Raw genomic sequence first — 15,157 nt, 5'->3', positions numbered from 1 at the left:
TTTTTTCTTTTTAACGTGTAAAATGAATTTCAGCAACCAAAAAAGGAGACTGAAAATGAACTTGGAAAATGAAAAAAGTGTCATGATTATTGATGAAGCGCTTCCCCTTGGCATCATCACCAATACCGCCGCTATCCTGGGTATTACGCTCGGTAAAAAAAGGCCGGACATTGTGGGCTGTGATGTAACAGACCAAAATGGAAACGTGCACCTCGGCATTATCGCCTTCCCCATTCCTGTTTTGAAGGGAACTAAAGACAGCATCCGGGAAATCCGCCAAAGGCTCTACACATCCGATTTCAGCGATGTGACCGTTGTGGATTTTTCAGATTTAGCGCAGGGCTGTAATGATTACGAGGAATTTATTGACCTCATGGCAGGCGCGCCGGAGGCTGATCTTCAGTATATGGGCGTTGCCATCTGCGGCTCCAAAAAGAAAGTGAATAAGCTTACTGGCAGCATGCCGCTTTTAAGATAAATATAATGGCCCTATGGATGAGAAGCCTGTCCAAAGGGTCATTATTTGAAAGCTCACTTTTAAACCCGCATCAATAAAGCGGATCTTCAGTCATTTACCATTTTTTAATAATGGCGTTTACTGGGCAGTGGTGATAGCAGTTGCCGCACTCATCGCACCGGTTTCCGTTAATTTTATAGGGTTCACCTTCCTCAACGGCGTCAAAATAACAGAGTTCCGTGCATTTTCCACAGGAGATGCAGGCGTCTGTTATGGTCAGGCCGGGCTTTTCAAAGGACATGCCGCCATAGGCAAAACGCGCACGCTCCAGCTTATGATCCCGCTTTTCTTTTGCGTAATCAAAGTCATAGCGTTCTCCCCAGGCCCGATAGAGCACAAAAATGCGTGTCCTGGGATATTTTTGGATGTCATAGACCGCCACGTTAAAATCCCGGCTTCCCCTGGCCTTTTCCTCCACCTCATCCATTGTGAGCTCCCGCACGTCCCCGGTGATCCGCATGGTATAGCCCGGCACAAAGGAGGGCAGATTGTTTTCATCATGGCTCACCTGACTGCTGGGGTACATGCCACACACACTGACCTTGCCCGTCTGCTTCAGCTCTCTGTAAAACGGCTTAACGTCCATGGTTCGAAAGTACAGCCCGTCTTCATCAAAGGCGAAAAAATGGGCGATCCGCGATTCCACATAACCGTTCTCCGCCAGGGTTGAAAAAGTCACACAGCCAATCTGATCAAAATTTTCATATATTTCTTTTATCGTCATCATTTCTTTTCTCCATTTCTCTAAAACGTCCTGCAATATAAGCTGCGGTCTCCCTCATCAGGTCAAAACCAAACATCTCGGTATTGTCCTCTGACGCGTTGGAGACAGCGTTCACATCAATAATATAAAAATCCCTTTCTGTTTCAATAATATCAAGGCTGCCGAACTCAATGTCCAGAAGCGCCATTGCCCTTACGGCTGTCTGCCTGAGCTTTTCGGGGCAGTCTGCATAGTGGGCGTAGACAGAGCCCAGGTGATAGGCTGACAATCCATCCGATGTCACACTGCGCTTTAAAATGAGACGGCATTCTCCGCCAATCACCTCGACCCGTGTGATATAACCATAAACAGGACGGATGTATTCCTCCGCAATCATGCTGATCGCCGGCATCTCCGACAGAGTCTCTGCCATCGTTTCGGCCTCGCTGATGATGGCTGTGCAGTTGGTCCTTCCTCCGCAGTCTGGCTTGATGACGCAGGGATACCGGAGGCTTCCCAGGTCAATCTCATCGGGCAGAAACACGCCGTAGACCTCTGGAACCGCGATGCCCTTCTCCCTGAGAAGGGCTGTACTGAGGGCTTTGCTGGTTTCATAAAAATGCGCCCTGGGCGAATTGAGTATCGGAATACCTTTACGCTCTGCCTGCTTTATAACCCCCGGCATGCGCTCAAGCGATTTGTGATGCCCTCTGAACTGCGCGCTGGCAAATATCCGGCTGACAAGCAGATCACAGCCGTTAACCCGATCAAAGGCATGGTCCTCTTCAAGGCTGATGAGACAGGCCTCAATTCCAAAGGACTGGATTTCTTCAAGGAGCTTATAGCTTGACCATTCCTCTGACTCGTATAAAATCCCAACCATTTTCTATTCCTCCCTTCTCAGAAATGCAGCCAGCTTCTTTGTCTCAGGCGACTCAAGCAGCCCTGCCGGCCCATGCTCAACGATTTCTCCCTCGTCCATGAACACAAAATAGTCGGCAAACTTTTTGAGAAAGTCAATCTCATGCGTGACAAAAATACAGTCTTTTCCCAGATGCTTAAGCTCAGTGATGGCCTCCAGAACCTCGCCAGTCAGAATCGGGTCAAGGGCTGCTGTTGGTTCATCCAGAAACAGAAGCTCTGGCTCTGTGCACAGCGCTCTGGCAATGGACGCCCTCTGGGCCTGGCCACCGGACACATGGCGGGGCAGCTTATCAGCCTGCTCCGTGAGATGAAACTGGTCAAGGAGCCCGCTGGCCTTAAGCTCAGCCGCATCTGGGCTCACACGCTTAATCGTTTCAAGGATCAGCAGAATATTTTTCCTGAGGGTCAGATGGGGAAAAAGGCTGTGCTTTTGAAACACAACACCGATCTCCCGCTGGTATGCCTGAACGGTTTCCCGGTTAACCACTGTATCATTCACCTTGATGGTTCCCTCCTCTGGAAACTCGATCCCTGCCAGCTGGCGCAGCAGGGTTGATTTGCCGCAGCCCGAAGCGCCCATAATACCAACGGCCTTTTTATCTTCAATTAGAAGATTCAAATTTTTTAATACACAGGTGTCATACTTCTTTGTAACCTGTTGCAGCTCTATTCTCACTGTGAAAGCCTCCTTCCAATAACCTGAGCCAAAAGCGACAGCGGGATTGTCACAGCCAGATACGCGATCCACATTACCAGATAGCCCTCTACCGAAGCCCAGTTTTTGGCTGCGATCACGGTGATCACATAGGCGATTTCCGGAAAGGAAACGACCTTCAGCAGCGCAGAACCCTTAATGATCCCTGAGAGGTGATTGATGAACGCCGGCAGCAGAGGCTTTACCATCTGAGGCAGAATCACATAAAAATACTTCTGAAAACCTGTGAAATGGTAGAGCTGCATAACCACATACTGGTCCTCATCAATCACCTCCGCTGCGCTCTGGTAGGAGTTGGCCACATAGGGGGCTGTGTACAGGGTTAAGGCCGCAATGCCAAGTACAAACTTGTTGTTTATATGCACGGCCTCTCCCAGCACATAGACCGCCAGAAAAACCATAACTAAGAGCGGCGTTCCCATGATGATCTCTCTGAAAACAACCGCGATCCCTTTGATAAAAGGAATGCGGCTTTTCATCATCAGGTAAATAACAAATCCAAGCACAGCGCTCAGAACCAGGGTGATGGCGCTTACCAGCAGCGTATAGCCTACGCCGCTCAGAAGTAAAGGCCACTGGTCAAGAATCAGGTGGTACCGCGGGTGATCGGTGGTATGGCCCAGAACATAAAGGATCAAAAGAAAAAACAGAACGCCTGCCGCCAGGTATTGAAGCGGCCTGCTGTACTTTCTTACCATAATCCGCACGTCCTTCCTATTGCTTTGGCGGATAAATGATAAAATCAAGGCCAAGGCTGTCATCCTTCAAATAATTATGGATCGCCTCATCGTATTTATCGCCGGCTGTCTTGTAGAATCCGCCGTCCTCATACATGGTTTTTACAAAAGCGTTGGCCTGGTCCAGCAGCTCGGTATTGCCCTTTTTAACCGCCATTGCGGACTGGCTGTATTCTTTAATGCCCCAGTAAATTTCTGTGGTATCCGGATAAGCATCATGATTACCGATGATCGTGTTTGCTCCCACAAACACATCTGCGGTTCCGTTGTTTATCTCCATTAAACCGCTGGCCACATCTGTGATCTCCTCAACCGGGATACCATAGCTCTGGGGAACCGACACGGAGATCGTGCCTGCCAGCCCGACATATCTGGCGTCCTTAATGGCAAAGAAGTCCTCTGGCTTCATTTCATCTGTAACATTGTTCCGTACAGCAAAATCTTTGCCCACCAGCGCCAGAGTCCGCCCATACAGATAAGGCTCTGAAAAATCAACCACTTCTTTTCGCTCCTCATTGACTGTCATGTCACAGATGATAATGTCAGCTTCTCCTGTTTCCAGCGCTGGAATAAGCATGGAAAAATCTGTATTGATTATCTCGACCTCTCGTCCGAGGTAATCGCCAAAGGCTTTGGCGATATCCACCTCGATCCCTTTGGGATTGCCATTTTCATCCATCTCTGTAAAAGGCGGAAATTTCAGGTCCATGGCAACCTTAAGCGGAGCTTCTCCGCTCTGGGCGCTGCCTCCCTGGCCGGAACAGCCGGCCAAAATCAAAACCGCCATCAAAATACTCACAAACACACCTGTTATCTTTTTCATTGTCTTACTCCTTACTTTTTTTATTCTCTGAGCACGCTAGAGACGCTACAGCCTCAGCGTCACTCCCCCTGTCGTTTTTGAGCTCCAGGAGCACCTTCCCAATATCACCGTCGATACAGACAGACTGCTTCGCAATATCCTGTGGACATACTGCCTCTCCCAGATTGATACAAGCGAAAGCGGCCCTTGGATTTTCAGCAGTCATCTGCCAAAATGGATATTTAATGATCACCGGTGTCTTTCCGCCTACCCCGAGCTCCAAAAGCAAAAGCCTCGAGCTTTTATGTCGGCGGAAGAAATCCTCATATCGGCTGTGCGCCGCATACCAGCCCTCATCCTGGACAAAGTTATTGTCGCAGCGGAGATTCATTGTCATCGGCGCGCCGCATACCGGGCAATGCGGTAAAAATGCTGATGGAATCCGCCGGTCCTTCTGCGATGTGACCATTCTCCTGACTGCGGCCTCATTGTCCCATGTTTTATCACAGCAGGGCCTTGAACACTGCCACAGACCATAGTCCCCCTGCGTATAAAACAGCCTTTTCTTATCAAAGCCTGACAGCTGGAACTGATGGTCAACATTGGTCGTAAGCACAAAATAATCCTTATGTCCGACAAGCCCAAGGAGTATTTCATAGGGCTTGCGGTCATTCTCTTCGTAGCGGTTATGGTAGATATACCGGCTCCAGTAGCCCCAGTGCTCCTCCGGCGTGTCGTAGGGATAAAAGCCTGCCGAATACATATCCGGAAAATGGTAAGCCCTGATAAAATCCGGAAAAAGCCATTTAAAGCGATCACCAGAATAGGTCATGCCCGCGGAGGACGACAAGCCGGCCCCAGCGCCGATCAATACCGCCTCCGCTGTTTCAATGGCTTTTTTCAGCCAGCGGATCTTTCGGCCTATACCGTCTTCTTTTGTCATCATATTTTTAAAAGACAACCGGCTCACCTCGATTCGTGGTTCATGATTTTTTTTCACACTTCTATCATAAAACAGCGCGTGCCAGCTGTGAAGAAGGCACAATATTGTGGGGTAGTTTCCAAATGGAAACTATTGGGATTTTACAGGCTTTTTACTTTAAACTTTCCTTAAGACTCTTCTTGAAAAGCGCCATTAAAAAAAGGCCTTTCATGATCCTCATCCAATCATGAAAGGCCTTTTGCCCAGAGTACCGTACATTCTCACAGCGTGTCAAAAATCCGGACAATTTCTTTTGCTACCACGTCCACAAGCTTAAACTGCTCAGGTGTTAAGTTTTTTGTCGAAACCACGCTGTCCTTCAGCGCTGTCTTTTTTTCCAGAAGCGTCTCCACATCGACCATTCCTGATACCGGACCGCTGTATTTTTCAATGGCGCGTCTGGCACAGCACAGGCTGCAGCCATCCACTGATATAGTTGGATGGTTCTGGGCAAAGGCCCGTTCCTGCTCGCCGCCTGCGATGAACAGGGGCAGGCACAGGGTGCTGACTTCTCCAGGCCTCAGCTCCTCCATCATCTTGCGGACTGCCAGCCGTGAAAGGGTTCCGCCCAGACATTCCTCACCACTGCACGCGATAATCCCAATATTCTGTTCGCCCATTGCCTACTCTCCTTCCAGCACTGCTTTTGCTTCTTCTGCCATAACTTCGGCCAGCTCATCAGCGAATTTCCAGCCGTCCTCTGTCAGACGGGTTCCGTTGCCATGTTCCTCGCCCCGGTGCGGTTTCATAAAATCAATCACACGGTGCTTATTACAGATGTTTCCTCCCGCGGCCTCCACACTTTTCTGCGCGCAGCATTTGGCACAGCCGTCGATGGTGATACAGGGCTGCCCTTCTATTTTCGCGACAATTTCATCATCGCCGGTGACAATGTGGGCCAGGCACAGGCTCTCGGTTGTCTCGGGCAGCAGCTCACCCGTCACCCTCAAGGCTGATTCACGGGCAATCAGCCCAAGCACCTTTCCAATACCGCTGCATGGAATAACCTTTACCTTAGATTTCAATTTCTTCCACCTTCCTCTTCATGATTTCATAATACGCCTCATCACGGATAAGCATTTCGGTGTCCTCCTCCCATTGCTCCAGCCTTATCTCCGCGATCCAGCCCGCTTCATAAGGGCTTTCGTTGACAAGCTCAGGGGCTTCCTCCAGGGCTGTATTGATGGCTGTAACCACACCGCTGACCGGTGAAACCAGCTCAAAAATTGATTTCCCGGATTCTACTGAGCCCACATCGTCAAACTGAGCAAGCTCCCGTCCAACCTCTGGAAAATCTACAAACAAAATATCGGACAGGTTCTGCTGGACAAAATCTGTTATACCTACACGGGCAATGCCATTTTTCACAAGAGCCCAGCAGTCATTCTCATTGAAGTAATAATCGCTCTCAGGGACTTTGAAAATAAATTTCCCCTTGGAAAAGGACCTGTAATGGATGGGATTTGGCATCTCAAAGACAGAGGCTTCACCCTCGTCGGGCTTTGTCTCAAAACCGTCGGCGAGGGCATTTACAAAGTCTTCAACGGATTCATCCATTTCCAGATAATCGATTAATGGAAAGCCCCTTTCCCTGGCGCTCTCACTCACATTGATCCGTTCAGATACCTTTAAATTTTTTTCGGCAGCCAGTTTGCTGGCACATTTCGTATTACAGCCGTCAATGACCAGCAGCGGCTTTTCAGCCAGTGCCTTCCTGTATTGTTTCTCTGCGGTGTGGTACAGCACCGGACAGATCATCTCATGATCGCCATTTTCCAAAAGCTTAAGGGCGACTTCGCGGGTCAGCGAGCCCACGAATTTATCCAGCCCGTTACAGGGAAGCACGCAAAAATCCTTCTTCATGATTTTTTATCCTCTCTCCGCATTGCTTTGATGGCCTGGGTTGTCGCTGCTTTATCTGGAAATGTGATGGCCTCCGGACCGCAGGTCTTTCCGCAGGCACGGCAAAAAACCACGCAGTTTACCGGATTTTTTACCACCAGCTGGTGCACGCTGCCCTCCTGCACTTCAAATACCCGGTGCGGACAGAAATCCACGCAGTCCATACAATCGCTGCATTTGCTGTAATCAATGCGGGGGAACCAGTCAATCCGGTTTCTTTCCACGCCCATAAATGTTGTGTCACTCATACTTAAACCTCCAGTCCCATAGCTTCAAGGGCTTTTTCAAGCTTTTCAAAAGCCTGCTCGTTTGTCATATCCCGGATATCCAGCATAACCGCATCCTTTTCAATATCCATCCCAGCCTCCCTAAAGGCATCCTTAAACATTTTTCGCTGCATATTCGGCGCACAGGCGCCAATTATAAGTTTTCGATGTGTTTTTAAAAAATCTGCCCAAAAACGGTCCCCATCCTCCTCACACAGCTGCGGATGAATGACGGCATACTCCACAGGCAGCTCCACACGCACCTGATTGATAAAATCCCATATATCCATCGCCTGAAATCCCGGACATTTTCCCGTACACACACACATTATAAAACCCGGCAATTCTCCATTCACATTAGCACCTCTTTATATAATTATTTAATTATATATTTATAATATTACGTTTTCAGGGGAAAGTCAAGGCATTTTATATCGGGAATTTGTCAATTCCTTTTTATTAATCCGCTAGGTCTCTTGTTTTTTAACCATACATCCTATATAATCATTATATAATAGATCAATTATATTATTATAGAAAAGAGGCTTAATATGGATATTGAAGCGTTATCCGTCAAAATATTAAAAGCGATGGGCCACCCCATCCGCTTAAAAATCGTTAAATTTTTACTGGACAAGCCCCACTGTGTCTGTGAGCTGAAAGAGAACCTTGAGTTCAGCCAGCCCAATCTTTCCCAACACCTGAAAATACTGAAGGAAGCTGGCATCATTGAGAGTGAAAAGGTTGGCGTCCAGACACACTACCATGTCGCTTTAAAAAGCGCCGCTGCCCTCATTGCTGCGGCAGAAGCCATGGGCCGGGAATATCTGAGCCAGTTTAAATAAATAAAAAACGCAGCGGGTACCTGTCACTGGGTATCCGCCGCGTTTTTTTAATTTACATTTTTTCATCCATTAAATCCCCGATATACACACCTGGCGTTTCAGCTCATCCGAATAAAACACACAGACTCTTTCCTGATAGAGTTGTGTGAGAGCTGGCTCTGTGAGGATATCCTCAGGCACTCCGCAGTGCAGTTTTCCCTGCCGGTCTAACAAGGCAACAAAACCACCGGTATAAAACACCTGGTCGGGATTGTGCGTTGTCATGATAATACCAAATCCATTTTCAGCCAATTTTTTGACAAGGCGCATGGTCTTAATCTGGTTGCCAAAGTCCAGATGGGCTGTCGGCTCATCCAGAAGGATAAAATCCGGCTCCTGCACAATGGCTCTGGCAATGGTTACAAGCTGTCTCTCTCCGCCGCTGATCTGTGTATAGGGCTTTTCAATAAGATGCTTTATGCCTACCATATCCAGCGCCCGCTCCACCTGCTCGTAGTCGGCGTCGCCCGGTGAACGCATTTTTCCCAGATAAGGGGTGCGCCCCATGACTACAAACTCTCTGACGGTGTACTCGTAGGTGGGAATATGAATTTGCGGCACATAGCCAATTCTCTGTGCCACTTTTTTGGGCGGCATTTTATCGACGGCTTCCCCGTTCAGCCGAATTTTTCCCTTCTGCGGTGTCATTAGATTTCCAATGCAGTTCAGCAATGTCGATTTTCCCGCTCCGTTTGGCCCTAAAACAGATAATATCTGACCTTTTTCAAGTTCGAAATTCACCTGATCAAAGATAACGCGGCTGTTTAAATATTTAAAACTAAGATTATTGACTTCCAGCTTCATGAGAGGTTCATCCTTTGCTTCTTAAGCAGATAAAAATAAAAGGGCGCGCCGATCAGTCCGGTTAAAATGCTCAGGGGCAGCTCGGCGCTTGTGAGTGTCCGGGCAATGGTATCCACCACCAGCAGAAAAATCCCGCCGACTACAAAAGAGACTGGCAGCAGTTTCATATTATCTGGCCCTACCAAAAGCCTGCCGAGATGCGGCACAACCAGCCCGACCCAGCCGATGGTCCCACAGATACAGACGGAGCAGGCTGTCAGCAGTGTCGCGCAGACAATCACGATCATCCGTGTTGTTTTGATGGTGATCCCAAGACTTTTGGCCTCTGTCTCTCCGAGGGACAGCACGTTAATCCGCCATCGCATTGCCATCAATACCACTGTGGAGATAAGCACCGCAGGGCAGATCATCAGAAGACTGTTTGGCAGTACCTTTGCAATGCTGCCCATCTGCCAGTAGGTAATCTCTGCCAGCTGCGTCTCGGGGTCAGCAATATACTTGATGATCCCCATAATGGAGTTCATAAGCCCTGTAACAATGATACCAGCCAGCACCAGCATCATATTGGAATTGTTTTTGATGACTCTGGGGATGGCGGTTGTGATCATGACTGCGATAATGCCCCCGATAAAAGCGCCAACCTGCACACCAAAGGTACCGACACTGAAAAGAATGGCAAGGGCCGCGCCAATACAGGCCCCAGAGGATACCCCCAGCAAATCCGGCGCCACCAGAGGATTTTGAAAAACGCCCTGATAAACCGCGCCAGATAAAGCCAGAGAGCCGCCAACCAGTACCGCTGCCGCTACACGCGGCAGACGAAGGGTCATGACCACGCTCTCTGTATTGGCGTCCCAGCTTCCCGAAACCGGAAAAACTCTGGATAAAAGCACTTTAACCACATCGGGAAAGGGTATCCAGTAACGCCCCAGGCACAAGGCCAGAATCCCGGCCAAAATCAAAACGAGGATCAGTCCAGCGAAAACAGCATCGTATTTCTGGTTGATTTTCTTTTTAAGTCCCGCTGTATCCATATTCTCTCCTCTTCAAGCTTTACTGGTTTGCTTTCACATTATAAATGGTGTCGATCTCTTCTTCGGCTAAATCGTGATTAAAAAACTTCTTGTAGAAATCTTTAATGTCGCTCCGGATATCATAATCCGAAAAGATTTCAGGCTGCTGGATGCTGCCCATCCACTTAAGCATCAGCGGTGTTTCCACACATGGGGCATCCCAGCGCAGAGTCCCTACCGGGGTTTTGTAAACACGGTGGTTTTTGACTGCGTCAATATTACTCCAGTCCTGGCCTTCAATTTTATTTTCATATAAATCCTCTGGCATGGTGTCGTCAAAATTTGAGAGGTAGATGATCTCAGGGTTCCATTCCATGATCTGCTCCATATTAACCTCTGCCCACTTTTTCTCTAAGCCGGCGGCAACATTGCGCCCACCTGTCAGTTCAAGGAGGTAGTTGTTAATATTTTTGGACCCTGCGACGCTCAGCTTTTTATTCTGCAGATAGAGAACGCTCTTTTGGTCTGCCGCGGCAACTTGATCTTTTTTGTTAATAAAGTATGTCTCGGTATCATTGTGGTAATCAATGAGCTCCTGGGTAAAATCCTCCTTGTTCAGAACCCTGCCCACCAGTGTTAAATCTTTTTTGAGGTTCTCAAGGTTTTCGGCGTAGTTCAGCATCACAGGGGTAATGCCAACAGCCTTCAGCTTTTCGGCCTCAGCCTCCTGGTCATTCCAGATAAATGCCACCTCTGGTGAAAGCTTCATAAGCTCTTCGATGTTAATGGAAAAATCCTGAGAGATTTCTCCTGTGGAAATATCCGCAAATTCCGGCGCCAGCTTAGTCATAAAGCTCTTTTTATACTGGGCCATCGCGCTGGGGTTAATGGACACAATCCGGTCGCTTCCCCCGTCAATCGTCCACACTGCCGATGCCCACGGAATCGGGGTAATGGCCACCTTGGTGATCTTTTCCGGCAGCTCTACCTGATTACCGCCCTCATCGGTTATGACATGCGCCTCCACTTTGTCTGCATTTTCTGCGGTATTTCCGCTGCTGGCGCAGCCTCCAAAAATCAAACTGACAGCCAGGCACAGGCCTGCTGCTTTTAACCATTTTTTTTTCATTTTAAACTCCTTTATTTTTAGATTACATAAAAAACTGTTTTAAATACTGGTGTCCTTTTCGGCCAATGATACAATAGTCCCGTTTCACATAACGGTTTCCGCTAAGTGCCGGAAAGGGTAAGGGAACCCTGAGCGCTGCACCTTCAGGAAGATACTGAAAATACAGCGGATCTGCGATGACATAATCCGTTTCTCTATCCAAAGGCCACCCAAAAGAACGAGCCTCAACTATGGTGCACTCAACAATAAATTCATTTCTCAGGGCCACACTTACCTGGCGGTTCAGTTCATGGCTGCCGATCATCACAGCGGTTCTTACCGGCTGCTCTGAAGGCGCCGGATCTTCGGTGCAGCCCTGAAACACAGCGTCCCCGGTTATGCTTTCCAGGTATTGATAAGCTGTCCGGACGCCGCTTACGCTGACAGGCATCTGATAAAACCACGGCGTACCATACTGCTTTTCCATCCATTTTGCCAGATCAAGGCCTGCTTCTGAGATAACCCAGTTGGCCTTTGCTTTTGGCGCGTCTCTAAAGTCCGCGAGCGTTCCGCCTCCCAGCCAGTAAACAGCATAGCCCAATCGCTCCAGATCGTGCGCAATCGTCTCAAATTGCCGCTGGTTTCCAAAAAGAAAGGGCGTATATCCCACAAGATTAATGCGCTTTTCGGTGTATTCACAGCGCCGCATCTCCTGTCTTGAAACGGTAGACAGTGCTTGCCGGGTGCCGTCAAGGGCATCTTGAAACCCGTCGGTCTGTATGAATATTTTTTCCTTCAGCACTGGGAAAGAACTGTCATCAATACCTGTCATGGCAGTCAGCGGCGTGCCGACAATGAACGCCGAGCGCCTTTTTTCTTCCTGCATGACAGCCCCGATGCCCTTCTCAATGCTCTCAGCCGCACCCAATGTTATCTGAAGGTCATTCATCTTTGAATACCAGAAGGGCTTCCCGCTGAAACTGTCAATGGATCTGGGGCAGGAGGCACAGCCTGAGCCTGTTACCAGGCAGGTACAGAGGGCGCGGTCCTTTTCAAAAGCCGTCATCGCACCGCTGTAATCTGCTGCCAGAGGCGGCGGTGGACAAAGGCACGCATCCTTTCCAACCCAGTGGTTTTCCCGAGCCGTCTCAAAGCCCCGAAGTATTTCTTCAAGCCGCTCCACAGGCTTCCTCTTCCGTTTTTCCATGGGGCCTCGCCTGAAAACAGCGACCGGCACATTATGAGGGTTATCTGCCTCCGACATCATGGCCTCAAAATCGGTCTGTGTGAGCAGGTCTGGACAGGAGACATAAAGCACCACCCCTTTTGTCCCACTGGTCATGACAAGCTCCTCAATCATCCTACGAACCCTGGGTACATAACTGCCAAGTGTGTACTCCAGCCTGGAAACAGGACAGAGCCTCAGACGGCTGAGCGCTTCCTTCTCCATCGCTCTGAAATAAAGAATTCGGAGACAGGCCGGCGGCCCCACTGCCAGAACACGCACACCCTCGGTCTGGAAAAGAAGTCTGGACAGCGCTTCATCTCCCATGCCTGGCTGCGCCTTCTCAACAGCTGCTGCGCCCATGACGGTCCTCCTTCTCAAGCTGATAGAGTGTCTCACCCAGGTTATCCATATCCGCGTCGGAAAGCGGCTTCGGCCATAGCTTCCCTTTCTGGCTGGCTATGGCTTTGGCCAATGCCATAAAGCTTTTTTGAAGCACCTCACCCTCTCGCTGTTCAAAAACAGTTGTCCTCCGATAGTCCGCAAGGCGAAGCGTGTCACTTTGGCAGACAGAAGCCGTAATCGGGCTGCCTGTCTTGCTGCCAAAGCACTCAACAACCTGGTGATCCGTACCGGGACGTGCCCGGTTGTGGATCAGTCCTCCAAACAACGGCTGTGTCCCGGCAGAGTACCGGACAATGCTCTTCATGATATTGTTGGCGGCGTAAAGCGACATCAGCTCAGAGGAGGTGACAATATATACCTGATCCACACACTTTTTTCTCATAGGCATTGAAAACCCACCGCAGACCACATCGCCCAGCACATCATAGGTGATTAAGTCCCAGCCCGCTTCAAATATCCCAAGCTTTTCCAATGTCTCCAGAGTAGTGGCGATCCCCATTCCTGCGCAGCCAATACCTGCCTCCGGCCCTCCGGCCTCTACACACGCCACACCTGTCTCACTCGTAAACAGAATATCCTGAGTTGTCACCTGTTCCCCTTTTTCATTCAGCCTTTGAATGACTGTGGGAATCCGCTTTTTCATCAGACACCGCGTTGAATCAGCTTTGGGGTCACAGCCTATGTGCAGCACCCTTTTTCCCATTTTGGCGAAGGCGGCGGATACATTGGCCGCAATGGTCGACTTTCCAATGCCGCCCTTTCCATAAAACGCAATTCTTTTACTGCTTTTTTCCATAATTTCTCCCATTAAAAAAACTCTTCTGACCGATTCATCAGAAGAGTTCCTCAACACAAGCAACACCCTCTCCCAATGATCCGTTAGGTTAGGTATAAACAAGAAATGTTGAAGTATCCTGACTTGGGTTCATTGCCAGCTGTAACAACTTCCCAGAGACTGCTCTCCAGTGTTGATAAAACTTACAGCGGCTCCCCCTTACAGTGGCGGCACCGTACCGGATTCTCACCGGTTTTCATGCAACAAGTCTTCTATGTAATTTTGCTATATTATATCACGATATCTGATAATTCACAACCACTGCAATTAACTCAATTTTTGATTGCCAGCTATCGTATTTTTTGATAGTATAATTAAAACAGAGGAAAGGAATCGTATCAATATGATCTCCATGCAGAACATGAAATACATCGTCGAGATCGCAAAGCACCACTCGATCTCGTCTGCCGCCAAGTCGCTTTTTGTCTCACAGTCAACGCTCTCCACCGCAGTGCGTGAGGTCGAGCAGCAGCTCGGCATCTCAATTTTTAAACGAAACAACCGTGGCATTGAGGTCACCTTTGAGGGACAGGACTTCTTAAACCACGCCAAGGATATTGTTGAGCAAAGCGAGTACCTTGAAAGGCGGTACAAGCATCGGAAAACACTGCCTATGCGCTTTTCCGTTTCCACCCAGCGCCTTCCCTTCTCGGTCATGTCCTTTATACAGATTGTCGAGGATCTTGAGCTCAGGCATTATGACATTGCCATCCGCGAGTGCCCGACCCATGAGGTCATACACGATGTGGCGTCCAGGCGCAGTGAGCTCGGCATCCTGTGTATCAACGAGCATTATCTCAATACCATGCAAAAGCTCCTTGATTCCAGCAATCTGGGCTTTTATGAGCTGGGACAGCTCACCACCTATGTTTTCCTGCGGAAAAAACACCCTCTGAGCGGCAATACCTCCCTGACGCTGGATATGCTCAGGGAATACCCTTTTGTAACTTACGACCAGGGGGAGGACAGCATGATGCATTTCTCTGAGGAGATCCTGTTCAATGAAATCTGGGATAAAAATATCCATGTGATTGACCGCTGCTCCAAAATTGCCCTGGTTCGCGGCACAAACTGTTTCAGTATCGGACCGGACCTGACCAACAGCGACGCTGACCGTATGCATTCCAACATGAGCGAAGTAAGGGCTATCCGTCTTTTGGATAATGACCAGCGGCTCCACGCCGGATATATTCTCAGAAACGAGCACGGCTTAAGCGCGATCGGCGAAAAATACATAAAAGTCCTGACTGAAAAAATAAAAGCCTTTGAGAAATGGGACTGAAAAAGCAAAATAAAAAGCCGTATCTCTGTGGATACGGCTTTTGCAATCTTCTG

19 protein-coding genes and 1 riboswitch are annotated in these 15,157 nt (G+C 48.9%); of the genes, 3 read left to right on the top strand and 16 right to left on the bottom strand.

Going from position 1 to position 15,157, the window contains the following annotated elements; all coding sequences use genetic code 11:
- Positions 1-55: 55 nt before the first annotated feature.
- Positions 56-478, top strand: coding sequence for a DUF2000 domain-containing protein (locus FYJ53_RS07975; RefSeq protein WP_154557245.1), 423 nt, complete (start codon positions 56-58; stop codon positions 476-478).
- 94 nt (positions 479-572) lie between these two features.
- On the opposite strand, the gene FYJ53_RS07970 is transcribed toward FYJ53_RS07975, so the two are convergent.
- From FYJ53_RS07970 to FYJ53_RS07920, 11 genes are all read right to left on the bottom strand, one after another.
- A complete protein-coding gene (locus tag FYJ53_RS07970; protein WP_013380041.1) occupies positions 573-1,244 on the bottom strand; it encodes a 4Fe-4S binding protein in 672 nt (223 codons plus the stop codon).
- Positions 1,219-2,103 carry a RimK family alpha-L-glutamate ligase gene (locus FYJ53_RS07965; protein ID WP_013380040.1) on the bottom strand — a complete coding sequence of 295 codons (885 nt, stop codon included), beginning with the start codon at positions 2,101-2,103 and terminating at the stop codon, positions 1,219-1,221. The genes FYJ53_RS07970 and FYJ53_RS07965 overlap by 26 nt, the downstream gene beginning before the upstream one ends.
- A gap of 3 nt (positions 2,104-2,106) precedes the next feature.
- The gene (locus tag FYJ53_RS07960; RefSeq protein ID WP_013380039.1) at positions 2,107-2,820 is read right to left on the bottom strand and encodes an amino acid ABC transporter ATP-binding protein; all 714 of its coding nucleotides are present in this window, start codon (positions 2,818-2,820) and stop codon (positions 2,107-2,109) included.
- Positions 2,817-3,557: an amino acid ABC transporter permease gene (locus tag FYJ53_RS07955; RefSeq protein WP_013380038.1), complete on the bottom strand. Its 741-nt coding sequence runs from the start codon at positions 3,555-3,557 to the stop codon at positions 2,817-2,819. The genes FYJ53_RS07960 and FYJ53_RS07955 overlap by 4 nt, the downstream gene beginning before the upstream one ends.
- Before the next feature lie 16 nt (positions 3,558-3,573).
- The gene (locus tag FYJ53_RS07950) at positions 3,574-4,419 is read right to left on the bottom strand and encodes a transporter substrate-binding domain-containing protein (RefSeq protein WP_013380037.1); all 846 of its coding nucleotides are present in this window, start codon (positions 4,417-4,419) and stop codon (positions 3,574-3,576) included.
- Between the two features lie 4 nt (positions 4,420-4,423).
- The gene (locus FYJ53_RS07945; RefSeq protein ID WP_013380036.1) at positions 4,424-5,359 is read right to left on the bottom strand and encodes a hypothetical protein; all 936 of its coding nucleotides are present in this window, start codon (positions 5,357-5,359) and stop codon (positions 4,424-4,426) included.
- Between the two features lie 242 nt (positions 5,360-5,601).
- Positions 5,602-6,000, bottom strand: coding sequence for a putative zinc-binding protein (locus FYJ53_RS07940; RefSeq protein WP_013380034.1), 399 nt, complete (start codon positions 5,998-6,000; stop codon positions 5,602-5,604).
- 3 nt (positions 6,001-6,003) lie between these two features.
- The gene (locus FYJ53_RS07935) at positions 6,004-6,405 is read right to left on the bottom strand and encodes a putative zinc-binding protein (protein WP_013380033.1); all 402 of its coding nucleotides are present in this window, start codon (positions 6,403-6,405) and stop codon (positions 6,004-6,006) included.
- Positions 6,395-7,243 (bottom strand): glycine cleavage system protein GcvH, encoded by an 849-nt coding sequence (gene gcvH / locus FYJ53_RS07930; protein ID WP_013380032.1) that lies wholly within the window; start codon positions 7,241-7,243, stop codon positions 6,395-6,397. The genes FYJ53_RS07935 and gcvH overlap by 11 nt, the downstream gene beginning before the upstream one ends.
- Positions 7,240-7,530, bottom strand: coding sequence for a ferredoxin family protein (locus tag FYJ53_RS07925; RefSeq protein WP_013380031.1), 291 nt, complete (start codon positions 7,528-7,530; stop codon positions 7,240-7,242). The genes gcvH and FYJ53_RS07925 overlap by 4 nt, the downstream gene beginning before the upstream one ends.
- A 2-nt stretch (positions 7,531-7,532) precedes the next feature.
- On the bottom strand, positions 7,533-7,904 hold the full coding sequence (locus FYJ53_RS07920) for a hypothetical protein (protein WP_337926962.1): 372 nt from the start codon (positions 7,902-7,904) through the stop codon (positions 7,533-7,535).
- Positions 7,905-8,099: 195 nt separating this feature from the next.
- Between FYJ53_RS07920 and FYJ53_RS07915 the strand changes: the two genes are divergently transcribed.
- Positions 8,100-8,393 carry a helix-turn-helix transcriptional regulator gene (locus FYJ53_RS07915; protein WP_013380029.1) on the top strand — a complete coding sequence of 98 codons (294 nt, stop codon included), beginning with the start codon at positions 8,100-8,102 and terminating at the stop codon, positions 8,391-8,393.
- A 69-nt stretch (positions 8,394-8,462) separates the two neighbouring features.
- Here the strand turns inward: FYJ53_RS07915 and FYJ53_RS07910 are convergent, their stop codons facing one another.
- From FYJ53_RS07910 to FYJ53_RS07890, 5 genes are read right to left on the bottom strand one after another with little or no spacing between them, the layout of a single operon-like run.
- Positions 8,463-9,236 (bottom strand): ABC transporter ATP-binding protein, encoded by a 774-nt coding sequence (locus tag FYJ53_RS07910; protein WP_013380028.1) that lies wholly within the window; start codon positions 9,234-9,236, stop codon positions 8,463-8,465.
- Complete coding sequence (locus tag FYJ53_RS07905; RefSeq protein WP_013380027.1) at positions 9,233-10,270, bottom strand: iron ABC transporter permease; 1,038 nt, start codon at positions 10,268-10,270, stop codon at positions 9,233-9,235. The genes FYJ53_RS07910 and FYJ53_RS07905 overlap by 4 nt, the downstream gene beginning before the upstream one ends.
- Positions 10,271-10,289: 19 nt before the next feature.
- Positions 10,290-11,378, bottom strand: a complete 1,089-nt coding sequence (locus FYJ53_RS07900; protein ID WP_013380026.1) for an ABC transporter substrate-binding protein — start codon at positions 11,376-11,378, stop codon at positions 10,290-10,292.
- 22 nt (positions 11,379-11,400) lie between these two features.
- Entirely contained in the window at positions 11,401-12,945 is a 1,545-nt protein-coding gene (locus FYJ53_RS07895) for a nitrogenase component 1 (protein ID WP_013380025.1), read from the bottom strand.
- A complete protein-coding gene (locus FYJ53_RS07890) occupies positions 12,926-13,783 on the bottom strand; it encodes an AAA family ATPase (protein ID WP_123876046.1) in 858 nt (285 codons plus the stop codon). The genes FYJ53_RS07895 and FYJ53_RS07890 overlap by 20 nt, the downstream gene beginning before the upstream one ends.
- A gap of 92 nt (positions 13,784-13,875) precedes the next feature.
- Positions 13,876-14,053: riboswitch (cobalamin riboswitch) on the bottom strand.
- A 112-nt stretch (positions 14,054-14,165) separates the two neighbouring features.
- Between FYJ53_RS07890 and FYJ53_RS07885 the strand changes: the two genes are divergently transcribed.
- Positions 14,166-15,104 (top strand): LysR family transcriptional regulator, encoded by a 939-nt coding sequence (locus FYJ53_RS07885; RefSeq protein ID WP_013380023.1) that lies wholly within the window; start codon positions 14,166-14,168, stop codon positions 15,102-15,104.
- Positions 15,105-15,157: the final 53 nt, after the last annotated feature.

The organism is Eubacterium sp. BL-380-WT-2B, assembly GCF_009696115.1.
Taxonomy (GTDB): Bacteria; Bacillota; Clostridia; order Eubacteriales; family Eubacteriaceae; genus Eubacterium; species Eubacterium callanderi.
This window is presented reverse-complemented; position numbering and strand designations above follow the sequence as displayed.